Source organism: Actinomadura rugatobispora, assembly GCF_055379765.1.
This window is the reverse complement of record NZ_AP029191.1, coordinates 3,286,379-3,311,383: the sequence shown is the minus strand read 5'-3', so window position 1 is coordinate 3,311,383 and position 25,005 is coordinate 3,286,379. Positions and strand designations below refer to the sequence as shown.

16 protein-coding genes and 1 pseudogene are annotated in these 25,005 nt (G+C 71.9%); 11 read left to right on the top strand and 6 right to left on the bottom strand.

The window, feature by feature from the left end:
• Nucleotides 1-137 precede the first annotated feature (137 nt).
• From ACZ466_RS13930 to ACZ466_RS13895, 8 genes are all read left to right on the top strand, one after another.
• Complete coding sequence (locus ACZ466_RS13930) at nucleotides 138-11,864, top strand: WXG100-like domain-containing protein (RefSeq protein WP_378280776.1); 11,727 nt, start codon at nucleotides 138-140, stop codon at nucleotides 11,862-11,864.
• Nucleotides 11,861-12,343 (top strand): DUF6301 family protein, encoded by a 483-nt coding sequence (locus ACZ466_RS13925; protein WP_378280777.1) that lies wholly within the window; start codon nucleotides 11,861-11,863, stop codon nucleotides 12,341-12,343. The genes ACZ466_RS13930 and ACZ466_RS13925 overlap by 4 nt, the downstream gene beginning before the upstream one ends.
• Nucleotides 12,344-12,778: a TY-Chap domain-containing protein gene (locus ACZ466_RS13920; RefSeq protein WP_378280778.1), complete on the top strand. Its 435-nt coding sequence runs from the start codon at nucleotides 12,344-12,346 to the stop codon at nucleotides 12,776-12,778. It abuts the gene before it with no gap.
• 62 nt (nucleotides 12,779-12,840) lie between these two features.
• Entirely contained in the window at nucleotides 12,841-13,251 is a 411-nt protein-coding gene (locus ACZ466_RS13915; RefSeq protein ID WP_378280779.1) for a hypothetical protein, read from the top strand.
• A gap of 11 nt (nucleotides 13,252-13,262) precedes the next feature.
• Nucleotides 13,263-14,693, top strand: coding sequence for a glycohydrolase toxin TNT-related protein (locus tag ACZ466_RS13910; protein ID WP_378280780.1), 1,431 nt, complete (start codon nucleotides 13,263-13,265; stop codon nucleotides 14,691-14,693).
• Nucleotides 14,694-14,725: 32 nt separating this feature from the next.
• Nucleotides 14,726-15,217, top strand: a complete 492-nt coding sequence (locus ACZ466_RS13905) for a hypothetical protein (protein ID WP_378280781.1) — start codon at nucleotides 14,726-14,728, stop codon at nucleotides 15,215-15,217.
• Nucleotides 15,214-16,035 carry a hypothetical protein gene (locus ACZ466_RS13900; RefSeq protein ID WP_378280782.1) on the top strand — a complete coding sequence of 274 codons (822 nt, stop codon included), beginning with the start codon at nucleotides 15,214-15,216 and terminating at the stop codon, nucleotides 16,033-16,035. Before ACZ466_RS13905 ends, ACZ466_RS13900 begins: the two co-directional genes overlap by 4 nt.
• A gap of 10 nt (nucleotides 16,036-16,045) precedes the next feature.
• Nucleotides 16,046-17,266 carry a hypothetical protein gene (locus tag ACZ466_RS13895; RefSeq protein WP_378280783.1) on the top strand — a complete coding sequence of 407 codons (1,221 nt, stop codon included), beginning with the start codon at nucleotides 16,046-16,048 and terminating at the stop codon, nucleotides 17,264-17,266.
• Nucleotide 17,267: 1 nt separating this feature from the next.
• Here the strand turns inward: ACZ466_RS13895 and ACZ466_RS13890 are convergent, their stop codons facing one another.
• From ACZ466_RS13890 to ACZ466_RS13875, 4 genes and pseudogenes are all read right to left on the bottom strand, one after another.
• A complete protein-coding gene (locus tag ACZ466_RS13890) occupies nucleotides 17,268-18,140 on the bottom strand; it encodes an immunity 49 family protein (RefSeq protein ID WP_378280784.1) in 873 nt (290 codons plus the stop codon).
• A 327-nt stretch (nucleotides 18,141-18,467) separates the two neighbouring features.
• A pseudogene (locus tag ACZ466_RS13885) lies at nucleotides 18,468-18,901 on the bottom strand (IS5 family transposase); the annotation flags it as partial.
• Between the two features lie 250 nt (nucleotides 18,902-19,151).
• Nucleotides 19,152-19,886, bottom strand: coding sequence for a transporter substrate-binding domain-containing protein (locus ACZ466_RS13880; protein WP_378280785.1), 735 nt, complete (start codon nucleotides 19,884-19,886; stop codon nucleotides 19,152-19,154).
• Nucleotides 19,887-20,070: 184 nt separating this feature from the next.
• Nucleotides 20,071-20,754, bottom strand: coding sequence for a hypothetical protein (locus ACZ466_RS13875; protein WP_378280786.1), 684 nt, complete (start codon nucleotides 20,752-20,754; stop codon nucleotides 20,071-20,073).
• A 406-nt stretch (nucleotides 20,755-21,160) separates the two neighbouring features.
• Between ACZ466_RS13875 and ACZ466_RS13870 the strand changes: the two genes are divergently transcribed.
• On the top strand, nucleotides 21,161-21,349 hold the full coding sequence (locus ACZ466_RS13870; protein WP_378280787.1) for a hypothetical protein: 189 nt from the start codon (nucleotides 21,161-21,163) through the stop codon (nucleotides 21,347-21,349).
• Between the two features lie 179 nt (nucleotides 21,350-21,528).
• Entirely contained in the window at nucleotides 21,529-22,650 is a 1,122-nt protein-coding gene (locus ACZ466_RS13865; protein WP_378280788.1) for a rod shape-determining protein, read from the top strand.
• 10 nt (nucleotides 22,651-22,660) lie between these two features.
• On the opposite strand, the gene ACZ466_RS13860 is transcribed toward ACZ466_RS13865, so the two are convergent.
• Complete coding sequence (locus ACZ466_RS13860; RefSeq protein ID WP_378280789.1) at nucleotides 22,661-23,470, bottom strand: transporter substrate-binding domain-containing protein; 810 nt, start codon at nucleotides 23,468-23,470, stop codon at nucleotides 22,661-22,663.
• A gap of 128 nt (nucleotides 23,471-23,598) precedes the next feature.
• On the opposite strand from ACZ466_RS13860, the gene ACZ466_RS13855 reads away from it, so the two are divergent.
• Nucleotides 23,599-23,898 carry a YiaA/YiaB family inner membrane protein gene (locus tag ACZ466_RS13855; RefSeq protein WP_378280790.1) on the top strand — a complete coding sequence of 100 codons (300 nt, stop codon included), beginning with the start codon at nucleotides 23,599-23,601 and terminating at the stop codon, nucleotides 23,896-23,898.
• Between the two features lie 66 nt (nucleotides 23,899-23,964).
• On the opposite strand, the gene ACZ466_RS13850 is transcribed toward ACZ466_RS13855, so the two are convergent.
• The gene (locus tag ACZ466_RS13850) at nucleotides 23,965-24,918 is read right to left on the bottom strand and encodes a LamG-like jellyroll fold domain-containing protein (RefSeq protein ID WP_378280791.1); all 954 of its coding nucleotides are present in this window, start codon (nucleotides 24,916-24,918) and stop codon (nucleotides 23,965-23,967) included.
• Nucleotides 24,919-25,005: the final 87 nt, after the last annotated feature.

Genomic DNA, 25,005 nt, shown 5'->3' with positions numbered 1-25,005 from the left:
GACATGATCGGATACGCACATACCGGGGGACGACCCATCGCCTGACGGCGGTTGCTCTTTCCCTGCCCCGCTCCGCGGGCGGCCAGATTCCTCCCCAGCCTGACGGCCGGGGCACCCTCCAGGAAAGCCGGTGATCCGTGGGGCTTGAGATCCCCGACTCGGTCAAATGGCTGTCCTGGATCGTGGGCTCCGACTGGCCGGAGGGCGACGAGACCGCCATGCGGCGTGCCGCCGAGGGCTGGACGGACGCCGGCGGTGAGGTCCGGGAGCTGATCGGGGAACTGCAGGGCGTCGCGGCCGAGGTGCTGGGCTCGCTGCAGGGCTACGCCGCCGAAGAGTTCCGGATGCACTGGGAGACCTGGGTCTCCGTGGATCCGCAGCGGCTGACCAAACTCGCCGAGGCCTGCGACAACCTCGCCAAGGTGCTCAACGACGGCGCGACGGACATCGAGTACGCGAAGTACATGTTCATCGCCCTGCTGATCATCACGGCGATCGAGATCATCCTCCTGATCAAGGCCGCCTTCGCGACGTTCGGCGCGTCCACCGCGGCGATCCCGGCCGTCCAGGCCGCCGGGCAGGTCAGCGCGCGGATCATCTTCCAGCGGCTGCTGTCCTGGCTGGCCCGCAACGCCATCATCCACGGCGCGGTCATGGGCGCGCTGGAGGGCGGCGGACTCGACCTGCTGATCCAGGGCATCCAGGTCGCCCAGGGCAACCGGGACGGGATCAACTGGGACCAGACGCTGCGGTCCACCGTGGACGGCGCGATCGGCGGCGCCATCTCCGGCGGCATCGCGGGCGGCATGGGCAAGATCCCCGGCGTCGAGGGCGCCGCGGACACCGCCGCCGGCAGCCTCCTCAAGGGCGCGTTGCGCGAGGGCACCTCCGAGGCCCTCGGCGGCGCCGCCGGAACGATCGCCTCGGCCGCCATCCACGGCGAGTCCCTCAGCCTGGAGGACATCGCCAAGGGCGCCACCTCCGGCGCGGCCGGCGGCGCGATCGGCGGCGCCCGCGGCGGCCTGACCGACTTCAGCGCGGGCACCGGCAGCGGCAGCGGCTCCGGTGACGGCGGCTCGGGTGACGGCTCAGGCTCGGGCGACGGCGGATCTGGCTCGGGGTCTGGTTCCGGCTCCGGTTCGGGTTCGGGGACGGGCTCAGGCAGTGGCTCGGGCTCAGGCGGCGGCGACGGTGGCTCGGGTTCCGGCACAGGTTCCGGCGGCGGCGACGGCGGCTCGGGTACGGGCAGCGGCTCCGGCTCGGGTACGGGCTCCGGTACGGGTTCTGGTGGCGGCGACGGCGGCTCCGGTTCGGGCTCGGGCTCCGGCACGGGTTCCGGGACGGGCTCGGGTGGCGGCGACGGCGGCGGTTCCGGCAGCGGGACCGGCTCTGGAACGGGCTCGGGTTCGGGGACCGGTTCGGGCGGCGACGGCGGCTCGGGCACCGGCACCGGCAGTGGCTCCGGCACCGGCAGCGGTTCAGGCGACTCGGGTTCCGGCGGATCGACCGGCTCGGGGCCGAGCGTTTCCAGCACGGGCGACGGTTCGTCCAGTGGCGGTGGGTCGCCTTCCCCGGGCGGGCCGTCCACCGGAGGCGGTTCGGACGGCTCCGGCGGCTCTCCGCAGACGCCCAGCGGCCCCTCGACCGACACGTCCAGCAGCGGCTCCCCGCAGGCGACGCCCGTCGGAAGCACGGACACCGGGGGCGGGTCGTCCCCGGGCGGTTCGCCGCAGGTGTCGTCGGCGAACGGCGACGGAGGTTCCCCGAGCGGAACCGGTTCAGGGTCCTCCGACGGCGGCTCCGGTGGAGGGAACCGTGTCGCCAGCCTGCTCGCAGGCGACACCGGCGGTGGTGGCCCGGCCCCGGGCACGATCCCCGGTGCCACGCTCGCGTCGATGCCCAGCGATCCGGGTGCGTCCGCAGGGCCTTCGTCCGCGGCGCCGTCCTCGGGTACGCCCGCCGCGTCCGGTACTCCGGCAGCCGCGGGCGCCCCGGCTCCGGGTGCGATGCCCGTCGGCGGAGCCCCCGCAATGGGCGGCGGAGGCGGGTCGTCGCCGGGTGGAGGCTCGCCTGGGACGGCCCGCCCGTCCACGACGCCGTCCGCCGATCCGGCGTCGAACCGCCCGCCGTCCACGGACAACCGCCCGTCGACACCGAACCGGCCCGAGGGACAACCCCCGAGCCCACGCCGTCCGGGCGACGACACCTCTGGCGCCCCGCCTCGTACGACGAACGAGACCTCCACGCCGCCCGGTACGGCCAACGACAACACCGGCACGTCGCCTAGTACGACGGGCGAAGGCTCCACGCCGCCGCGCGCGACCGATGACGGCTCTGGCGTGCCGCCCCGTGCAACAAACGAGAATTCCGCCCCGCCGCGTAGCACCGACGAGGCCACCGGCACGTCGCCTCGCACCACGAGCGAGGGCTCCACGCCGCCGCGTGCGACGCACGACAGCACGGGCACGCCGCCTAGTACGACGGGCGAGGGCTCTACACCATCGCGTGCGACGGACGACAGTTCTGGCGCGCCGCCTCGTACCGCCGACGAGGCCAGCGGTACGCCGCCGCGTACGACGGGTGAGGGCTCCACGCCGCCGCGTGTGAGCGATGACAGTTCTGGCGCGCCGCCTCGTACGAGCGAGACCTCCACGCCGCCGCGTGCGACGGACGACACCACCGGCACGCCGCCTCGTACCACCAACGAGGGCTCCACGCCGCCGCGTGCGGCCGACGACAGTTCTGGCGCGCCGCCTCGTACGAGCGAGACCTCCACCCCGCCGCGTGCGACGGACGACACCACCGGCGCCCCGCCTCGTACCACCAACGAGGGCTCCACGCCGCCTCGTACGAGTGACGACAGCACCAGCACTCCGCGCCGTCCGACCGAGGAGGGGCCGGGAACGCCTAACCAGCGTCCCGAGCGGCCCGATGGGGCTACGACGCCGCCCAGGGACGGTGTCCCCGGCCAGCCCCGCACCCCGGAAACGCCCGCGACGCAGCGGAACGAGCAGCCGGCGACCCCGGCGCGGCCGAACGACCCGTCCACCCAGACGACGCCGCCCGGCAGCACGCTGAGCAGCCAGCCGAGCCCGGTCGGCAGGCCCGACGCCACCGGCGCCGGTGCGCCGCCGCGCGCCAACGACCCCGGCACCCAGCAGCCGACGCCGGTCGGAACGCCGCCGCCCGGACGCGACTCCGCTCCACCGGAAGCCGGCCCGGCTCCGCGTGCCCGCGGCGACGACGGCGACGGCACGCCACAGGACCCGCCGCGCCGCCCGGGCGACTCCGTCCGCGACAGCCCCGAGACCCGCGAACGCAAGCGCCAGGCCCTCGACTGGAGCAACTACTACCTGCGCGAAGGGCAGGCCGTCCGTCGCACGACCGCGCCGGACGCCGACGGCAACGTCAACCCTCCGCTGCGCTGGAACGACCAGCAGGGCCAGTGGGACGCGCTGCCCGACACCCCGGTGCGGCGCGCCGACTACGTCGAGGAGCGCCCCGTACCGGCCTCGGTCCTGCCCGAACGCCGCCAGGAGCTCCAGGACCTCATCAACCAGCGCTCCGACGCCATCGACCGGGTCAGGGACGCGGTCGAGAACTACAAGAGCGACCCGACGCCCGAGAACCGCGAGGAGCGGCGCCAGGCGTTCGAGGAGCAGACCGGCTACGGGGAGCAGCTCGGCGAGCACGCCGCCGACGACGCGTTCCAGGCCATCCTCCAGGAGCGGTTCGGGCCGCGCACCGACCTCGAGATCGAGCAGCTGTTCCCGCGTCCCACGGCCGACGGGGAGGCGCCGCAGAGCGCCCGCAGCGGGGAGTTCGACCAGGTCTACCGCGTCCACGACCCCGTCACCGGGCAGGACCACCACTTCGTCATCGAGGCCAAGGGGCCGTCCGCGCAGCTCGGCTCCCGCCAGGGCGAGGACGGCCACCAGTACCAGCAGGGCCACCGCGAGTACGTCAAGAGCATCCTGAACGCGATGGAGGAGCGGGGCGGCGCCGACGCCGACCTCGCCGCCGACCTCCGCGACGCGCTCGACGACGGGACGCTCGAATACCACTACGCGCGCGCCCAGGTCGGCGTGGACGCCAACGGGAACCCGTACTACTCGGGGTTCGAGCGGCGCCAGTTCGACCTCGACCCGACCACGGGTTCCGGCGGTGACGCCCCACCGCCGTCCGACGGGGACGGCCCCCCGCCGCCCGACGACGGCCCCCGCCACCGCGAAGCCACCGACACGGACACGACGGACGGCGCCGAGACCCCCGACCAACCAGACGACGCGTCCGGCCAGATCCCCGACGGCCTCCCGGCGGACCTGCACGACGTCTACCGCAACAGCGAGTCCACGCCTGCGGGCCGCTCCTTCTACGGGGCCGACGACGCCCCCATGCGAGACCTCGCCCAGCGCGTCCCGGCCGACCCGAACCGGTTCGTGGTCGACTCCCACGGCGACGCCGACGGCATGATCGTCGACAGCCGTCGCCTCGGCGTCGACGAGGTCGCCGACCTGATCCGCAACGACCCGAACTGGGACGGCCGCGAGGTCATGCTGCTGTCGTGCGACACCGCGGGCGGCCCGTTCGCCCAGCAGCTCGCCGAGCGCCTGGGCGTCCCGGTCACGGCGCCGCACGGCCTCGCCTGGTCCGACACCGACGGCAACGTCTACGCGTCTTCCGGGACCACCGGCCCCGACGGCCGCAAGGAACCGGACATGCCGCCCAACGGTGGCTGGACCACCCACCAGCCCAACGGCGACACCGCGCCCGCGGGCCAGAACGGCCACGCCCCCGGCCACCCCGCGACCACCACCCCCCGAGGCTCCGACCAGCCCGCGGCCGCCCGAGGAAACGACCCTCCGCCCACAGACCCGCGCACCCAAGCCGACCAGAACGCAGCCACCGACCCACGCCCGTCGGCTACCCCCGCCGCCACGGGCACACCGTCGTCCGACCCGCGCGCCGCGACACCTTCGCGCCCGCCCGCCACCACCAACACCCCCGCCGGGCCCGCCACGTCCGCAGACCCGCGCTCGCCTGCCGATTCGGGTACGCCCGGGGACCCGCGTGCGACGACGGACCCGCGTTCCTCTGCCGATCCGCGTGCTGCCGCTGATCCGCGCACGCCTGCGGATCCGCGTTCGTCGACTGCGTCCAGTACGCCTGCCGATCCCCGCGCGACCACGGACCCGCGTTCGTCTGCCGGTTCGGGGACGCCCGGGGACCCGCGTGGGACGACGGATCCGCGTTCGTCTGCCGATCCGCGTGCTGCCGCTGATCCGCGTACGCCTGCGGATCCGCGTTCGTCGACTGCGTCCAGTACGCCTGCGGATTCGCGTGCCGTTGCTGATCCGCGTGCCATCGCAGACCCGCGCGCTGCTGCTGGGCCCAGTACGGCCGGGGATCCGCGCGTGACCGCGGACCCGCGTTCGTCTGCCGGTTCGGGGACGCCCGGGGACCCGCGTGCGACGACGGATTCGCGTTCGTCTGCCGATCCGCGTGCTGCCGCTGATCCGCGTACGCCTGCGGATCCGCGGGGTTCTACGGATTTGAGTTCTTCCGATCCTCGGGGTGGGGCTCCGGCTGGACGGGCGGATGCCGAGGGCTCCGGGCCTGGGCGGACGCCAGGGGCGGACGACGGGACGGGGGCTCCTCCGCCCGGATCCGGGCGGCCGCGGCACGGTGGGGAGGCAACCCCCGCCGGGCGGTCGTTGCACGATGATCCGGCGGCGCGGGATCGGTCACGGCGGATACCCGCGGATCCCCGGCGGTTCGTGGTCGACGGGCTCGCTCCGGGCGGGCGGCGGCTCGGGCCGGACGAGGTCGCCGATCTGATCCGCAATGACCCGAACTGGAACGGCCGCGAGGTGATGATCCTCGCCGACCGCGCCGGTGCGGGGGACTTCGGTACGCGGTTGGCGGAGAACCTCGGTGTACGGGTCGTCACGCCCACGGGCCGGGTGGACGTCGACGAGCACGGGCAGGTGTCGTCCAGCGGCTGGGACGTCGCGGACCCCTCGCCGCCGCGCGATTCCCGGCCCGGTGACGTGGGGCCGGACGGCGTCCGGCGGTTCGGCACCGACGACGAGGGCGAGGCGTACGGCGAGGGGCATCTGGGGGACGTCTACGACGGGCTGCCGCCCCATCTGCGGCAGGCGCTGCACTGGTACACGGTGCAGTCGATGCCGAACCAGTTCCTGCGTCCCGGCGCGGACCTGCCCGGGTTCCTGAACCGCATGGAGTCCGAGCACCGGGCGCTGTGGGACCTGGCGAACATGAACGGCGGCTACCTGCCGAGGACGCCCGACCTGCACCGCATGTGGGCGAACCCGAATCTCACCCCGCAGCAGCGGGGGCTGCTCCAGCACGTGCTGTCGTTCCCGAACCCCGAGCAGCGGGTCGCGCAGATGGTGCAGACCTCGCAGCAGCGGGACTTCCTGCACCAGTACTTCGGCGGGCCGCCGACCGTGGCGGCGTTCAACCAGCGGATCGCCGAGCTCGACCAGGCTCTGGACCAGCCGCTTCCCGAGCCGGTCCAGGTGGAGCGCGGGCTGCACGACGTGTCGTTCATGCGGCTCGCCGACGGCACTCCGCTGGGGAACCGCAGCCCGGAGCTGCTGGTGGGTTCCACGCAGACCGAGCCCGCCTACATGTCGACGTCGCTGGGACGCGATCCGGCGGTCGTGGACGGCAACCCGTTCAACTATCGGATCCACATCGACCTTCCGGCCGGGTCGCGCGGCGTGTGGATGGGCCAGGACAGCGCGTACCCGAACCAGCGGGAGCTGGTGCTGCCGCGCGGCACCCGGTACGAGATCACCGATGTGCAGTACCAGGGCCGGGGTCCGGACGGCAGGCCCGTCTACGAGGTCCGCGCGACCGCGATCCCGCCGGGTGCGCCGAGTCCGGGGCACGCGGCCGCGCCGGGGACGTCCGCGCCGCATGATCCAGGTGACGCACGGCCGCGTTCGGCCCTGGACGATCCGCAAAGCGAGGTCGACGGCGGCCGTGTGGACGAGCAGCCGCCCGCGGGCCTGGACGACGTCTACCGCGGGAGCGACCAGACTCCGGCCGGACGGTCCTTCTACGGCCCCGAGGACGGGCCTATGCGGGATCTCGCGCAGCGCGTCCCGGTGGATCCGGACCGGTTCGTGGTGGACGGCCACGGTGACCGGGACGGGATGCGGGTCGGCGACCGCCGTCTCAGCGCGGACGATGTGGCCGACCTGATTCGCCGCGATCCGAACTGGAACGGCCGCGAGGTCATGCTGCTGTCCTGCGGCACCGGGGACGGTGACTTCGCCGCGCAGCTGGCCTCGCGCCTGGGCGTGCCGGTGACCGCGCCTAGCGGCCTGGCCTGGTCCGATGACGGCGGGAACGTGTACGCCTCGTCCGGGCATCGCGGGCCCGACGGGCGCATGCACCCGGACATACCGCCCAACGGCGGCTGGACGACGCATCACCCGGGCGGCGGCACCAGCCCGGCCGGACGCGACGGTCACGCCCCCGGGCATCCGGTGGACACCACGGGGCAGGACGCGTCCCCGCGGGGGAGGTCGCCGCACGAGCAGGCGGACTGGAACCCGTCCCACCAGCGCGAGGACAGCGTCACGGTCGGGCCGGCCGACCGCGTCGCCGACCGCCGCGACCTCGACCCGCACACGCGCTACGAGGTCCGGCAGCGGACGCCGGACGGCACGGTCGTCCGGACGATCGCGTACACGGGGCCGCCCGAGCCGCCGAACGGCCACGGCAGGGTCACGCACGTCTCCACGCCCCCGCGGCCGGCGGTCGACCCCAACACCAACCCGGACCTGACGCAGCCCGAGCCGGGCGTGGTGCACCGGGTGGACCTGGGGGTCGGGGATCCGCACGTGTTCCGCGGGGGTGATGACCGGCTGTCGCCGCCCGCCGCGCCGTTCGACCCGCCGACGCACATCCCCGGCACGGATCCGGCGCAGCCGATCCACCGGCGGGAGATGGAGCACGACCCGGCGTCGCCGCCGTTCAGCACGCGGACCGACCTGGACGCCCACACCCGCTACGAGGTCCGCACGCCGGCGCCGGAGAGCCGGCTGCACGGCGTCTTCTACACCGGCGGCGACCGGCAGGTGCAGTGGGTGCGGACGTGGTACGGGGACGCCGAGGGCGGCTACAACCCCGAGCTCGGCACCCAGGAGACCGCGGACGGCGGCGTCCGCGTCCCGCGGCCGAACACCAACTACATGATCGAGCCGCGGGACCGGTTCGAGAACCTGTCGTCGGACGACCTCGACCCGCCGCCGGCCGTCCGCACCGGGAACCTGGGGGACGACGACGTCGAGCCCGCCACGTTCCTCTACCACACCGACGAGAACGGCCAGGCGGACAGCGCGACGGGCAGGCCGGAGTACGGCGGCGACCACGACCGTTACGAGTCGGTGCAGCGCGCGGCGGGCGCGACCGGCCGCGGGGAGTACCCGCCGTACCGGCTGTTCGACGGCGGCCACATCTTCGGCCACGCCGGGCACGGACCGGGCGAGGCGATCAACTACTTCCCGCAGTGGCGGGTGGAGAACCAGGGCTGGAACCGGGACGGGACGACCCGTCCCACCAGCTGGTACCAGCTGGAACAGGATCTGAGGGCCCGGCAGGAGGACGCCTCCAACAACGTCGAGGTGGACAGGTTCGAGTTCTTCGCGGAGCCGAACCTGCCCGGCCGCACGCCGCAGGTGGTGCACGCGCGGTGGGTGGAGACCGATCACAACCAGGCGCCGCCGGTCAGCACCGTCCACTACCGGAGCTTCTTCAACCTGCCGCCGACCCTGCGCGGCACCGCGCCGCAGCCGCCCGCGCCGGCTCCGTCGGCTCCCGCGGCGACGATCCCCGCTCCGGCGTTCGCGGCGGCACGCGGCGGCGACCTCGCCTCCGCGCCCGACGACGGCGGCGCGGCACCGCGTTCCACCGGTGACGGCGACGTCCGGCCGCCGGGGGCGGACGCGCCGCCCGCCGACCCGGCGCCGCCGCGCGCGTCCGAGGAGACGATGCGGCGGATCCAGGACGATCCGCGCGTCCAGCGGATGCTGGAGCAGGCCGGCGAACCCCTGGGCGACCGCCTCCGCGCGCGCATCGAGGAGACGCTGCCGAACCATCCCGAGCTGGCCCGCATCATCGCCGGGGACGGCCTGAGCGATCTGGAGACGTCCCTCCGCGACTCGCTGCTGTCACGTCCGAAGACCCTCGACAGCCTGCTGAGCCACCCTGAGGCGGTCGGGATCCTCGAGCAGTCCGTGGCCGACGTCGAGCGGCGCGGCCCGGACGCGTTCCTGGACGGGACCGGCCCGAGGGCCGAGCCCACGCCGCTCACCGACGAGCAGCGGCAGGTCAGCGAGCGGCTGTCCCGCTCGATCGAGGAGAACCGGCGGCCCGGCGAGGACCCCCGCCCGCGGGTCGCCCCGTCCCAGCCCGATTTCGACGGCGAGCCCGCCGCGGACAGGTCCGACCCGCACCTCAACGAGTACCTCGACGGCCTGTACCAGAGCATGCGGGACTCGGTGCCGGTCCTGCGGGCCCTGGTCGAGGACCCCGCGATCCGGGCGCTGGGCGGCGAGCCGCACCTGCGCCCGGGGGAGAAGGACCGGGTCCGCGCCCTCGACAAGATCATGGGCGACTACGACGGGGACCCGAGCCGGCTGAACGACCTGCTCGGCGCCAAGATCCAGTTCGACACGGTCGCGGACCTGTACCGGGCGCTGGCCGACATCCAGTCGATCGCGGCCCGGCACGGCGTGGAGATCGTCTCGTTCAAGGACCGGATGCAGAACCCGGTGCCGAGCGGTTACCGCGACGCGCAGCTGACCGTCCGGATGCCGAACGGCCACATCGGCGAGCTGCGCCTGCACCTGCGGTCGATCGACGACGTCGCCGCGTACGAGCACTCCCTGTACGAGGCGCGCCGCGACCTGCCCAACGCCGCCGAGGAGCAGAACCGCCCGATGACCCGCGAGGAGGAGGCGCTCGACCGCGCCATCAACCAGCGGGTCATAGGACGCTTCCAGGAGGCCCTGAACCAGGCCCTCCAGGACCCGCGGCCCCCAGAAGGCCCCGCGACCGACCTGAGCAGCCGCACGGCCAGACCGGACGCGGCCTCCCACTACGGCTGGTACCAGGACACGCCCTCCGGCCACGACGGCGCGCCACCGCCGCCCCAGGACACCGCCCCTCCGCCGCCCGACGGCGTCCCGGCGGACCTCCCGTCCCACCTGCGCGACGTCTACCGCGACAGCGAGTCCACCCCCGCGGGCCGCGCCTTCTACGGCCCGGACGAGGAGGGCATGCGCGACCTGGCCCGGCGCGTCCCGGCCGACCCGCAGCGGTTCGTGGTGGACGGCCACGGCGACCCGGACGGCGTGCGCGTCGGCACGCGCCGCCTGAGCGTGGACGATCTGGCGGCGCTGATCCGCAACGACCCGAACTGGAACGGGCGCGAGGTCATGCTGCTGTCCTGCCGGACGGGCGAGGGCGATTTCGCCGCCGAGCTCTCCCGCAGGCTCGGCGTCCCCGTCCTCGCCCCGAGCGGCCCGGCCTGGTCCGACACCGACGGCAACGTGTTCGCGTCCACGTCCGAGCCCGGCCCCGACGGCCGGCCCCGCCCCACCTGGCCGCCGAACGGCTCGTGGACGTCCCACCACCCCAACGGCACCGCGAATCCGACCGGCCAGAACGGCTTCGCCCCCGGCCACGACGGGAACCGCGACGCGCCAGGCCCCCAAGGCGAGACAGCCGCCCGAGGTCCCTCCGAGGACACCCCGTCCTCCGACCTCGCCGGCACCCCCACCTCACGCGACGACCCGCCACCGCTGATCACAGGGGAGGACGGGCGGCTGCATCGCGCCGACGACCCCGAGGGCACCTACCGCACACCGGACCGCAAGCTCCACTTCGACGGGGACCCGCCGGACACCTACCGCCACGACCTGACGCAGCGCCTGCACGACAAGAACGGCAGGTTCGCCAAGGACCCGTTCCGCGAGCGCCCGTTCGACTTCGAGCACAAGCTCGCCGAGGGCCCGAAAGAGTACACGCCGAGCCCCCGCGTGCAGGAGCAGATCAAGGACCTGGTCGAGCGGCGTGACGAGATCGTCAGGGAGAGGGCGAATCTCGCGAGGCAGATCCGGGCGCTTCCGGGCGTGAACGGTTTTGCCGAAGGAAATCCCTATGGGCTCAAGAGCATCCATGCTTTGAGCAAGAGCAATCTGGATGACTCCCTGATGTCGGCCGCGAACAATGTAGAGGCCGGCGGCGGGCTGAGTCCGCGACAGCGGGACGCGCTGCTCGATGAATTGGACGACATGGAGGAATGGGCGCGGGATTACGCGAAGAAGGGTGAGGAACTCGTACGCCTCAGTGAAAAGCTCGGAATGATCGCGGCCAAGGACTACGCGGCCCATGCGGCCGGGGCGGGGGTCCTTCTGACTCCGCTGGACGACAAGCCGGGAACCTCCGGGACCCTGGACGTGACCTCGCTGGTGACGGGGGCTCCGCCGACCTTGAAGATCGTCGAGGCCAAGGGCGGCGGAGCCGACCTGGGCGGCCGGCTCGTCGACGGCGGCAAGAAGGCCGAGCAGGGCACCCCCGAGTATCTCGCCTGGGTCATGGCGCGGGACCCGGATCTCGCGAAGGCCCTCGAAGCGAATCCCGAACTGCGGAAGGTTCTGCAGGACGCCTTCGACAACGGAACCCTTCAGATCGAATACCATCGCGTGCACACCGACGAGAAGGGCGTGGTGCGCTGGTCGCGATTCGATTTGGCGAGAGACGATGCGCCGTTCGTGCCGCAGCGAATCTCGGGGCTGGAGGCGCCCGCTAGGATGCGGTCATGACCGACCTTGAGAGGCTCTCGGATCAGGAGATCGCCGAGGCCGCCCGTAGGTTGCGCGATCTGGAATGGCCGCGTGACCGGGCCGATGTCGACAAGATCGCGGATGTCTTCGGATGGCGGGTCGAGTCGCGCCGGGAGACGGTCGCCAGGCTGGGGACCCGGTTCGGCAGGGCGACCGGTCGGTTCACCTTCGAGGAAGGCCGTGCGGTACGAGTGACGGCGGCCGTCTCCTCGTTCGTCGATGAGGAGTCGGCCGAGGAGCGGGCCCGGCTCCAGGACGCCTTCGCCGGTATGACGGCGGCCGTGTCGGGCGCGCTGGGGGAGCCGACGCGGCGGCTGCCGGGCGGCAACCCGGAGGTCCGCTGGCGTGGCGAGCGTTCGACGGTGTCCCTCCACCGGCTGTCGCGCATCGTGAACATCGCCCTCGCGACGAACGAGCATGTGGACGAGCACGACTGGGCCGTGAGCCAGGGGTTGTAGGTGGACTGGGACGAATTCGCCCGCGGGCTGGCCGAGGAGTTCGCCGTGCTCCCGGCCGGCGCGCTGCTGGTGCTGTCGGAGCCGGGAGAGTCCGGGCGGTACGCGCAGTTCGCCCAGGGCCCGGACGAGTTGGTCGCCTATGTGGTCGCCGATTCCTTTCTCAGCGAGCGGGCCCGTGCGACGCCGGAGGGGGCGCGGGCGATCGCCCGTGCGGGCTGGCGGGAGCCCGATCCGTCCGCCGGGCACGAGAACTGGTGGCAGGTCCTGCCCTGGCCGGCGTCCTCGCGGCAGTACCGCGCCCTCGCCGAGAGCGTCGCCGCCGCGCTCCGGGACGGCTACGGCATCTCCACGCCCGGCGGCTGGTCCTACCAGGCGTGGAACGAGACGACGGGCGAGGACCTCGAACTCCGCCACCTCCGTCTTTCGCCCGCTTGAGAGCTCCCCGGGCGTCGGCGGTGAGGGCCCATGATGGGGTGGTGTGAGGAGGAGGTGAGGGGATGAGTGGTGTGTTGCCGGAGTACTACGTGTACGAGGGGCGGCCGGTTGTTTTCGTGGAGCCGGACGGGGGCGGGCTGGACTGCCTGGTTCTCTCGCCGGAGAACGGTGAGTTCCTTCGCGACATGAGCTACGTCCGGAAGATCAGGGGCGGGACGCACGCCGATATCGAGACGTTGTCGCGCGCCGAGTTCGTGCAGCGGGTGGAGGAGTATCGCGGGCGCCGTCTCAAGGGGGACGGGGCCGTGTTCGCCCTGTACGAGACCGTCAACGGGCTGGAGGACGTCGCCAGGGGCGAGGGGCGGGCGCTGACGGGTGAGGAGGCGGCGCTGGTGCGTTCGCTCCGGGGCCGTACGCACGGGCTGTTCGAGGACGGGCTGCGGGCTCGCGGGCGCGGGTACCTGCCCGGCTGAGGGGGCGCGTGGTGGAGCGTGAACGGGAGGACCGGCTGCTGTCGGACATCGCGACGCTGCTGGTGCACCTCTTCCCGGGCGGGTGGGAGAAGGCCGAGGTCACCTATCGCGCGGTGGGACGGTCGTACGAGCGGATCTCCGTCGGCGGCGGCCTGGTCAACCCCAAGCACCTGAAGCGGCACAGCACCAGGACGGCCACGGCGTTCATTCCGGCGGAGGAGTTGCTTCCGGCGTCGGGGGTGTTCGATCTGCTGCGGCGGCTCCGTTCGGAGATGTACGAGGCGCGGCGCGGCACGTGGGTGCAGGTGGGCGTCGGTGTGTACTGCGCGATCGGCGGCAGGCCGCAGTGGGGCGTCACCTACAAGCGGGCGGACGAGGTCGCCTGGGGGGCCGAGGTGCCCGCGGCGGCGTGCGTCGAGGAGTTGCGGGCGTTTCCCAGGGAGGACGTCCCGGAGTGGATGAGTCGCGCGGCCGGGGCGCAGGCCGCGGCGGACGCCGTCGATCCGGGGGTCGTGCAGGAGGAGCGGGAGCTCGTCGCGGCGCTGCCCGCCGGGCTGGAGCACCTGTTCGTCCGGGCGCGGGACCTGGTGCGGGACGTGGCGCCGCGGGCGTCGGGCCGGTTCCTGGCCGGACGGGTCGCGGACGGGCGCTGGTCCGTGGTGCGCGCCCCCGGGGAGGGCGGCTGGGCCGTGGTGGGCGGCGGTGGGGCGGTTCCCTTTGAGCATGTGCGGGAGGCGGTCGCGTACGCGGTCGGCGGGGTGCTGGCCGGGGCGGGCGCCGAGGTGAACAGTGCGGTCCTCGAACTCGCCGGGCTGCTGCACAGGCGGACCGAGCCCGATTCCGGCCGGGACGCGTGGATGCTGACCGCCGAGGGCGGGCGGGTCGGGGCGCGGACGCGCGGGCTGCCTCGCCCGGAGTCGGGGGCCTTCGTCGCGCTGGGGCCTATCCACAACCGGCCGGTAGGTTGTGGATATTTCGCGTGCGAGACCGGTCCGCCGCCGGAAAGGGGCGGGTTCGTCAGTACTCATGAGGTGTTCGAACGGCTCGCCGGGCAGATGCTGCCGCATCCCGCGCCCGAGCCGGAAGCGCCGGAGGCGGCGCCAGTCGAGGTGCTCCCCCCGGGCACCGAGCTCGACGCGTACGGTGGCACCGACCGGCCCTTCCTGTTCGAGATCGGCACGCCGTTCTCGGTCCGGGGCCTGTACGGCACCGCGGACGCCCACCCCTACCGCGTGTACCGGGTGGAACGGCCGCTGCGCGTCCACCCCGGCCTGTTCGCCGGGACGGCCATCTTCCCGACCGGTGAGGAACTGCGGAATCCGCCCGAGGAGCCGGGCCGCGGCTACTACCTGGTGGATTCGATCGCCGACCTGGTCGCGTCGGGCCTGCTGACCGAGATCACGCGTCCCGGCGGGACGCCTGTGCGACGAACCGGGCAATAGACTCGCCCGGTGAGGAGAGGAGCGCTCACCCGATGACCCAGCCGCCTTCCGAGGCCCCGGCGCCCCGCCAGGAGCCGCGGCCGTACGACCGGCAGCGGTACGAGCAGCTCACCCAGCGGACGGGCGCGCTGCTGGTCCAGCTGGCCCCGCCGGACTGGCGGCGGATCGACCTCAAGATCCTGATGACCGCCGGAGCCGCCGACCTGAGGCTCACGGTGATCATGAAGGACGGGTCCTCGCCGCCGGTGGAGCCCGTGCCGGAGCTCACCCACATCGCGGCCGAGCTGCGGTCGATGATGTACCGGCCCGGTGAGGGCACCTGGTTCGGGATGCGCTACATGATGGATCCGCCCGGCGCGTACTGGGTCAGCTTCAACAGCGACTTCGACCCGCTGTGGGATCCGCCCCTCCCCGGCGAGTTCTTCGCCCAGGATCTGGCGGTGTTCCCGCGCGCGGACGAGCATGTGCCGCGGTGGCTGCACGACCGGATCCAGCAGCCGGCCGGGGACGGAGGTGCCCGATGAGCGAGCAGCCGCCCGGCCCGGCCGCCCAGCAGCGGATGCTGGAGCGGATCACGCTGCTGCTGGCGCACGCCCTGCCCGCCGGGTGGGAGGAGAGCACCGTCGTCCACCGGGCGGTGGGCGGGCACACCGAGACGCTGATGCAGGTCCGGATGGTGTCGCAGCGGTTCCCGACGCTGGTCGAGCCGCATCCCGAGCTGGCCGGGCTGTTCCAGGAGCTCCGCTCGGCGATGTACCGGCCGGGCGTGGGCACGTGGTTCTCGGCCATCTTCCGGCTGACCTTCCCGTTCTCGTTCGACGCCAACTACGACAACCGGGAGGAGCCCGACTGGCGCGACGCCCGGCCTCCGGCCGCCGCGTACGAGGAGGAGCTGCGGCTGTTCCCGCGCGAGCCGGGCAACGTCCCCGGCTGGCTCGCCGCCGCGACCGGCGCGGCCGAGGCGGACGACGGGCTGCGCATGGCGAAGCCGTTCGACTCGATGGCGCCCGACGGCGCGCCCGTGGTGCAGCGTGCCCCGGTCCCGGACGGCGACCGTGACGCGGTCGTGCGGTACCTGCAGCAGGCGCCGATCGTGCTGGCCGCGCGGAGCTTCGACACCGACCTCCTGGATCCGCAGCGCGCGTCCAGCGTGCCGCTGACCTATCACACGGACGGCACGTGGATCTGGCCGGGCGCCGTGGGCTACTACCTCAAGAAGCACGGCCTGCCGCCGGAGCCCGACCTGGTCGCCCACATCAGGGCCGCCGGTTTCCAGCTTCCCGAGGTGAGCGAGGACGCGCGCAAGGAAGCCGTCAACGTCATCACCAGCCCCTCCGGATGAGGAGGCCGTCGTGAACCAGCCTCCGCCTCCGCCGTCCGGGGTGCCCTCCTTCCGGGAGCCGCCCCCGGAGACCTACGAGATGTTCACCCGGAAGCCGGTCATCTACCTGCCGGTGCTGCTGAACGGCGGCCGCATCGGCTTCCTGTGGGCGTCGGTGACCGATCGGGCCGCGGGGTTCCTGCGGAGCCGCGAGTTCCTCCAGGAGGCCTGGGACGCCCCGATGGTCTGGAACGAACGGCTCCAGCGCTCGTACGCGCAGGGCCTGCCCGCACGCGAGGCCATCCGCGCCTGGATCGGGGAGCCGGAAGACCCGAGGGGCGGGGGAGTGCCGTCCGGGGTACGCGAGAGGGTGGCGGACGCCCTCACCGAGGTCGAGGCCCTGGCCGACCCCACGCGTCCCCCGGGGCCGGGCCCCCTCATCCAGGACGGCGAGCTCCCCGACGGCACGCCCGTGGACAGGTCCAAGGGCTGGGGGCCGCTGCACTTCGAGGTGCCCCCCAGCTACGACCTGGAGACCGACGGGCCCGTCCGCTACTTTCCCGTCGTCAAGGGCTCGGTGCTGCTGGGCTACCTGTGGGCGTCCGTGGCGGGGAACGCCGCGTTCTACATGGAACGCAAGGACTCGGGCATGGACGGTGTGAACGCGGGCGGCCCCTGGATCGTCCGTCTCCGCGAGCTGTACGGCCAAGGGGTCCCCGCGATCGAGGCGCTGGCGCGTTGCCGGGCCGAGCCGTCGCCTGGAGGCGGTGACCGGGCCGGGGCCGTCCCACCGGACGCGCGCGAAGAGGAGCTCCCGAGCCTCGAAGCACTGGCACGCCTGGCGTCCCGTTACGAGCAGTCGCTGCCCATCGCCTTCAACCCGGCCCCGGACGACACGACGGTGCTGAGGCGCCCTCCCGTACCGGACCATGAGCGGGAGGCCCTGGTCCGCTACCTGGAGCAGGCCCCGGTCGTATGGGACGACGGCGAGCCCCTCGTGGACGCCTACGACCTCCGCCGTCCGGCCAACGTGCCGAACACCTACCATACCGATGGCACGTGGGTCTGGCTCGGCGGCGTTCCGTACCACCTCCACGCGCACGGCGTGGCGCCCGCCCCCGACCTCGTCGAGCACGTCCGCGCACGCGGCTTCCGCCTGCCCGAGGTAGGCGCCGACGCCCTCGCGGAGGCCAGGCGCACCCTGGAGTGGAACGGGCTCCTGCTCGGCCCCCCGCCCCCAGCCGCGCTCTGACTCAGGTGGGGAACTCGCCGACCCAGGTGCCGTCCACGAGCGCCTGGGGCAGGTAGTCCGACCGCACGTCGACGGTGAAGCCGAGCTCCCTGGCCACGCAGGTCAGGGCGAGCGGTTCGAGGGCGACGTAGGCGGCGGGCTTGGCGGCGCGCTCGTCGTCCCTCGTCCAGTAGGTCTGGTGCAGTTCGAGGGCTTGGTAGAGCGCGTTGTTGAAGGCGTCCTGGTCGTTCTCGACGAGGGCCGTGAACATCTTCATGCGCGGGAACGCCAGCAGCGCGATGTGCTCGGCGGCGTCCCGGCCGAGACCGGGCGCGTCCGGGTCGGCCTGGCGCACGGCCTCCACGAGGTGGTCGTAGTAGTCGGGCTCCTGCCGCCACCACCCGCGCAGCGCACGCCCCCAGGGCGCCATGTAGGCGTAGGGCACGCCCCCTGCCTCCGAGGCCCGGAAGAGCTCTTCGGGGACGGCGCACAGGAAGTCGGTGCGCTCCCGCTCCCGGCAGACCATCGCGAAGGACAGGGCCTGCAGCCAGACGCCCTCGTTCGTCCACGACATCGGGCCGGTCGCGGGGATCGTCACCGTCTCCGCGCCGATCTGGCAGTCCACGGTGCCCTCGGCCTGCTGCGCGACCGTGAACACCCCCACCCCGGCCTGCAGGGCCAGCGTGGTGCTCTCCCAGGTCGCCGCCTCGTGGGCGCCCGGGTCGGACGCCGTCCGGTAGGCCAGCTCGCCGCGCGCGTGGCCGAGCAGGTCGTTCAGCCGCTCCGGGAACCGGGGAAGCCTGGGGATGTCGCTCGCGGTGGCCCGCCTGTGGAACCTCTGGGCCTGGTCGGCCGCGAACACCAGGTCGAGCTCGTGTCGCTGTACGACGCGCACGTCATTCCCTCCGGGCCCCGGGTACGAAGGTTACGGATCTATCGAGCAACCGTATCCAGCCCCGGCGTGTACGGGCCACTCGCCCGTGACGCCCCCGACCGTACAGGCACGTTCAAGGCACGCCGTTTGCCATACCGGCCATTTCGGAGCGTCCGGCCAGATCGGAAGGAGCCGACCGGGGTCGCTCAGCTCACCTGACGCTCTGAGGCGGTCCTGCGAGATCGTGAAGGGCCGGGCCAACTTAGGCTGTGTCTCTAAGAGGTGCAAACAGAATCAGCGGACGAGGTGTCGCCGACAGATGGTGCCGCAGCCAGGGCCGTGAAGGCCGCCGGTCAACGCCAGGGCCAGCGGGATTCCGTGGCCTTCGGTCAGGACGTGGTGTTCGGAGCCCGGCCGTCCGTGGTCGACCGGGCTCGGCCCGGTTTTGGGCCGCCCTTGAGCGCCCGGACGTGCGAGCTGTCGATCACCGCCCTGGACCAGTCCAGCTGCCCGGCGGCGTGCAACTCCTCCAGCAGCAGCCGGTGCAGCCGCTCCCATACGCCGGCCTCGTGCCACTCGGCCAGCCGCCGCCGGCACGTCATCCCCGACCCGAACCCCAGCTCCTGGGGCAGGAACTCCCATCGGATACCGGTGTGCAGCACGAACAGGATCCCGCAGAGCACCTTGCGGTCGTCCGGCCGCTTGCGGCCGGCATGGCGCTTGCGGCGCTCGGCCTTCGGCAGCAGCGGCTCTATCCGCTCCCACAGGCCGTCGCGCACGATCCAGGGAGGTTGCTCACCCTTGCGCACCGCCCCACAACACACCCGACCGTCACGACACGTGGCCTTAAATGCACATTTGTTATGACCTCTAAGTCCCGGCCTACGGCGCTCGCCTGGCGGCTCGCCCCTCACCGGGACTTGGCGAGCGCGGCATCGCTTCGCGATCTGGCCGGTGACGCTCGTCTCCGGCGTCGCGCCACCGACCGGGTAACGCGCTCGCGCGGTACCTGAGGCCACTTCGAGACAGACCCTAGGTCCAACACCTCACTGTTTCGGGTGCAGGCTTTGCTCTGTTCTCGAAATCCGTTTCCGCCTTGGTCATGGCGTGTAGATGAGACCGTATCTGATCCCGCCACCGTTCGCTCTTGATGAAATCGCGAAGCACTTTTGCTACTCGAGCGCAGTCGTCCTTATGTCCCGGTGGAAGTCCGATCATGTACCGGCTGAGTTCTCCGAGCCTTGCACCGCGGACCACCTTCACCTCGGCTGGATGGCGTTGCTGGAAGCCATAGAGGATGCTTTCGTCGGTGCTGACCGCAGCGATATCACCCTTGCGGAGCGCCCGTACGCAGGAGCTGTACTCCGGCTCCTCCCTGTACGCAATACCGTAAGCCGGCTTCTTGATCTCTGTCAGCGAGGTTGATCCCGTGGCAGCGCAGACCGTCTTTCCCTTGAGATCCTTGACGGTGTGGATCTCGTCATTATCCGACCGCACCAGAATGCCCTGGCTGGTGATCATGTAGGGTCCGGCCATCTCAATTTTTGTGACGAGCGCATCGGTATACGAGAGAGTGGCAAGCACCAGGTCGGCTTCTCCGTTCCGGAGAACGGTGTCACGGCGGTCTGAGGAAACCCCGAGAGGGACTTTCGTTATTTTGAACTGTGTTGCCAAATATTCACCCAGATCGTATTCGAATCCCGCCCACTTTCCGCCAGATGTGCTGTGGGACAATCCCGGCTGGTCGTCCTTGAATGCGATCGTCATGCGCGGTTTGGAGAAGATTGATGTGGGGTTGGGTGACGTTGTCCGAGCGGGAGGGCCGCTGGGCGCGGATGTATCAGTGTTGAGATGCCAGGCCAGCGCGCCTACCACGGCCACCGTGACCAGCCCCGCGATCGCGGCCAGTAGCTTTCTGCGCCTCCGGTGAGACGTTGTCGCGGCCCTGTGGTTATCTGTGCGCCTTGGCGTATTTGACATAAAGAGTCCCGAGACATCGCGAATCTGCTGAATCCAACCGCACCTGCACCTCGGCGCTTTTGCGGGCGGAGCCGAGGTCGATCTTGATTGCGTCCTTGATTCCGTGCATCTTAATGGGAGATCGCGGGTATCCGTAGTGCCCGAAAAATGTCAGTTCCGCATCGACCCCGCATCCTCCGAGTTCTGGATTTGCATCTTTCCAGCCGAAGGTGATTGTTATATATCTACGTGGAGACGGAATTTCTGTGCGCAGGGGGACGGAATCGCCGGGCCCCAACTGCTGCTGGGGCAGCCTCACGTCGGACGTAACCGTGAGTGAACGATAATTGTACGCCACTGCTTTGTAGCCGAGGAACGCCAGTCCGATGATAGTGAAGATGATGAGGAGATTGTTGGCGATTTGCAGCATCCGTCTTTTGTCGTCTGGTGTGAGCACTAGGGCCGCTACGACCCCAAAGCCCGTGAGGATCACTCCCACGATCGCTAGGATGGTGCCCTGTGTCTGTGCGCCGACGACGAATAGAACGCCGGCGAGAACGGCGAGTACCACCAGTAATCCACAGGTGATGGCACCATTGCCCGTTCGAGGCGTCGCCCGTGCGGCCTGATCCGATGGGGGTGTGTCCTGCTGACCGCCGAGATCGGATTCTGGCACTACAGGCCCCCTTTCGCATATCCCCGTCAATCTGATTCCAGGAAGTGTGCGGGCGATAGTGCCGAGTGCTCCTCACCGATCAGACGACTCTACCAGCGCCTACTGCTCGGCCCAGTCCTGCCTTACGAAGCCGCTGGTGGCGCGTCTTTTGCACCTCACCCTGCCTGGTCCCGTTCTGGCCCATGATGCACCATCTCCTACCGCTTGATGGCTGGTTTTGAACGAGCGTCGCCGATCGATGTGGCCCGCTTGCTCTACCTGGATGATCGTTGCCGCGGTTGGGTGACGTTCGTGATCTCTGAGGATGCTTTGTCGGCGGCGAATTAAAGATCATTACTTACGGGCCGAATCGTCGCCCGGCGTCGCCGTGAGCAGGGTTCGCGGTTCCCTGATCTGTGGCTCTGACGTGAGAGCCGACGTCAGCGATCACGGCATCCCCGTCCAGAGGATCGCCGATCTTGTCGGCCACACCACCACCAACACCACCGAGACCGTCTACCGGCATCAACTCAAGCCCGTGATCAAGGGCGGGGCTGAGGTCATGGACGAGATCTTCCGTACCGGGTCCGAGACGACAGGCAGCAAGTCCGCCTGAGTTGGCTCCCCGGTCGGCTCCTTCCAAGCGAAAGCTTGTACCTGACCAGGGCACTCCGTTTGCCATACCGGGAGAGCTCGGTGGTGTTAGGGCAAACCGGCCACGGTGAGGAGATAAGAGGAACCACCCGACACGCCAGCCGATCCTGGCGTGACGACCGAACACAAGGGGGCAGCAGGATGGCTCACCATGGCCGCAGACGCCTGAGCGACTTCCCGTGCCGCGCCACCGCCGTCGACCTCGGCAGCGCCACGGTGCGGATGCATGTGCACGGCCGCGGCATCGTGGTCTCCCAGCCCTCCGCGATCGCCCGCAGTACCCGCACCGGGCGGATGCTGGCCACCGGAACCTCCGCGCTGACCCTGGCGAGCAACGAGCGCGGCGTCACGCTCGTCCACCCGATCCGCGACGGCGTCCCGGCGGACGTGGACGAGACCGAGAGCCTGCTGCGCTTCCTGCTGCGCGCCCACCACCGGATGCGGCACATGGCCAAGCCGGACATGGCCATCGCCGTGCCCAGCGCCATCAACCAGGTGCATCAGGGCGCGGTGCGGGCGGCGGCGTTCAACGCCGGCGCCCGGCGCCTGCTGCTCGTCCCGGTGCCGGTCGCGGCGGCGTTCGGGGCGGGGCTGCCCGGGTCCGGCGAGGACGTCGCGATCATCGCCGACGTCGGCGCGCAGGTCACCGATGTCGGGGTGCTGCTCGGCGGCGAGCTGGTCGGCTCGCACACGGCGCTGGTCGGCGGCGCCGCCATGGACCAGGCCGTCATGGCCCGCGCCCGCTGGGGCTACGGCCTGCACATCGGGCCGGTGACGGCCGAGGCCGCCAAGCTGGAGCTGGGCACCGCGACGCCGGACCGGACGCCCGACCGGGTGACCGTCGTGCACGGCAAGGACCGGCACAGCGACCTGCCGTGCCGGGCGGTGATGTCGTCCGCCGACGTCCACGACGCGATCGCGCCCGCGCTGCGCGCGATCGTGCGGGCGGTCCGGACCGCGGTCGCCGCCGCGCCGCCGGAGATGGCGCGGGACTTCCTTTCGGTGGGCGTCACGCTCACCGGGGGCGCCGCGCGGCTGCACGGCCTGGACGAGCTGATCCGCCGGGAGACCGGACTGCGCGCGCAGGTGGCGCCGAACGCGGCCGAGGCGGTCGTCCTCGGCGCGGCCGAGATGCTGCGCCCCGTCCATCAGCGGCCCACCGCCGGGCCCGCCCTCGACCGCGTCCGCACCGGTGCGGAGGAGCCGCGCATCGCCGTGCACGCCCCCGCCGAGGAGCCTCTGCGCGTGGCCGAGACCCCGTGACCCGGTCGCGTCAGTCGCAGCCCTCGAACTGGGGGACCTCGACGATCGCCCGGTCCAGCCCGGTGCCGCCGAACCACTTGGCGAACAGGGCGTCGGCGGTGCGGTCCTGGTACATCCGCGTGATGGCCGTGTTGAGCGCCTCGCAGCCGTCCGGGTCGCCGCGCCGGATCCCGATGCCGGTGTTCTGCTCGCTGATCCTGGCGTTGACGAGCCGGTTGGCGCGCCCGCCCTCGCTCCTGATGAGCCCGGCCAGGATCACGTCGTTGGTGGTGACGGCGTCGATCGTCCGGGACCGCATCATCGCCATGCACTCGCCGTAGTTCTTCGCCGGGACGAGCCGCGCCGTCATCCCGTGCAGCGCCAGCAGCCGCGTCGTCGGGTCGGCGCCCTCGACCGCGCAGAACCTGCGGTCCTTCAGGTCGCGGACGTCGTCGACGTCCCGCTCGTCCGAGCGCACCATGACGTCCTGGTAGGAGTTGTAGTACGGGCCCGCGAAGGCGATCTGCGTCTTGCGGTCGGGGGTGACGGACAGGGTGGCCAGGACCAGGTCCGCGCGTCCGTCCCGCAGCACCTCGATCCGGTCCTTCGCGAGGACCGGCACGAACCTGATGTCCGCGCCCAGCTGCCGCGCCATGTAGCGCGCGACGTCGATGTCGAACCCCTCGAACGTCCCGTCGGGCCGTCTGAAACCCAGCGAGGGAAGGTCCGGGCGGACGCCGACGACCAGGGTCTCCTTGTCGAGGATCGACCCCGTCCGGGCGTCCCCGCAGCCCGCCGTCACCAGTCCGGCCACCAGGACGATCGCCGCGAGCAGCCGCATCCCGCCTCCCCCGACGCCTGTGATCAACCGACATCATCCCGACCCCGCCGACACCCGCACAAGCCCCGGGGGCATTTGAGTAGCCGTACTCAGGCGCGGGGCGGGGAGCGGCCGCACACTCTGGAGGCATGACGACTCCCACCGCGGTCAAGTCCTCGGCCACCACCACGGCGTTCTTCGTCCAGTCGGTGATCTCGTTCGCCGCGTCCAGCGCCGGAGTGGCGCTCGGCGTCGTCTACATGCCGGTGGACGCCTGGATGCGGGCGTTCCTCGCGCTGGGCCTGCTGTACGTCATCACGTCCACCTTCACGCTCGCCAAGTGCGTGCGGGACAGGCAGGAGAGCCAGTCCATCACCACCCGCGTGGACCAGGCCCGGCTGGACAAGCTGCTGGCCGAACACGACCCCTTCCGCAATCCGACACCGTAGGCGCCCCCGGAAAGGGAGGCGCGCCCCGCCCGGGAGGTAGGCGGGGCGCGCGTGGCCTGTCGGCGGTCAGCGGCGGAACTGGTGGCGGACCTCGGCGGCGGTCGCCGGGCGGTCCAGGAACAGCAGCGTGTCCATCCGGCAGTTGCACGGGTTCTGCTCGCGGGTGTTCTGCGGGAAGCTCCCGCCGATCTTGATCCCGGCGGGGTCGGACGCGGTGGTCACGTCCGGCTCCGGCGGCCCCTCGATCGCCCACGGGTCGTCGGCGCGGGTGTAGAAGCCCGGCAGCGCCTCGCCGTTCTTGTAGAGGGCCATCGTGCCGGTGTCGAAGTCGAACGTCGCGGCCAGGTGCACCCACTCGTTCAGCGGCAGGACGCTCTGCCAGTCCTGGGACGCGGCGAACGTCTGGGAGTTGCCGCCGTCGACGCGGCGGCCGAGGGCGACCACCTTCAGCTCGCCGTTGACGTTGATCAGCTCCAGCAGGGCCCGCACGTCGTGCCCCTGCGAGGTGCCGGTCAGCACGCCCGCCAGCCCGATCGCGTTGTACAGGTCGTTCGGGTCCGCGGTGTTGGAGTTGGGGCTGGGGTTGGTGCCGGTCATCTTGAACCAGCCCATGATGGTGGCGCCCTTGGCGGCGTTGTAGGCGCGCAGCGACGGCACGCCGGTGGGCGAGTAGATCCCGGCCTTCCAGTCGTCGTTGCCCGCCGTGCCCGGGTTGACCTGCCCGAACTGGACGGCGTTCCCGCTCCGGCGGTGGGCCCGGTCGGGGACGCGCATCGCGGCGCCGCCGTTCACCAGGTCGATGTCGGTGCCGGACCGGCCGAGGTCGCGCTCCTTGGCGGGGTTGCCCCGGACGGGATGGTCGAAGTCGTAGTAGGCGACCAGGTCGCGCTTGAGGCTGGGGAAGACGTCCGGGCCGTGGAGGCCGCCGCCGGGCTGCGCCTGGGCCGGGCCGGCGGCGGCCAGCAGCGAGGCTCCGATCGTGGCGGCCAGCAGCGCCGCCGGGACACGACGAACGATCATCGTCGGCTCCTAAGGGAAAAGGGGGTGGGGCCGGGCCGTGGCGCGCTCCTGCGTACGCGCCACGGCCCGGTGCAGGGGGGTTACCGA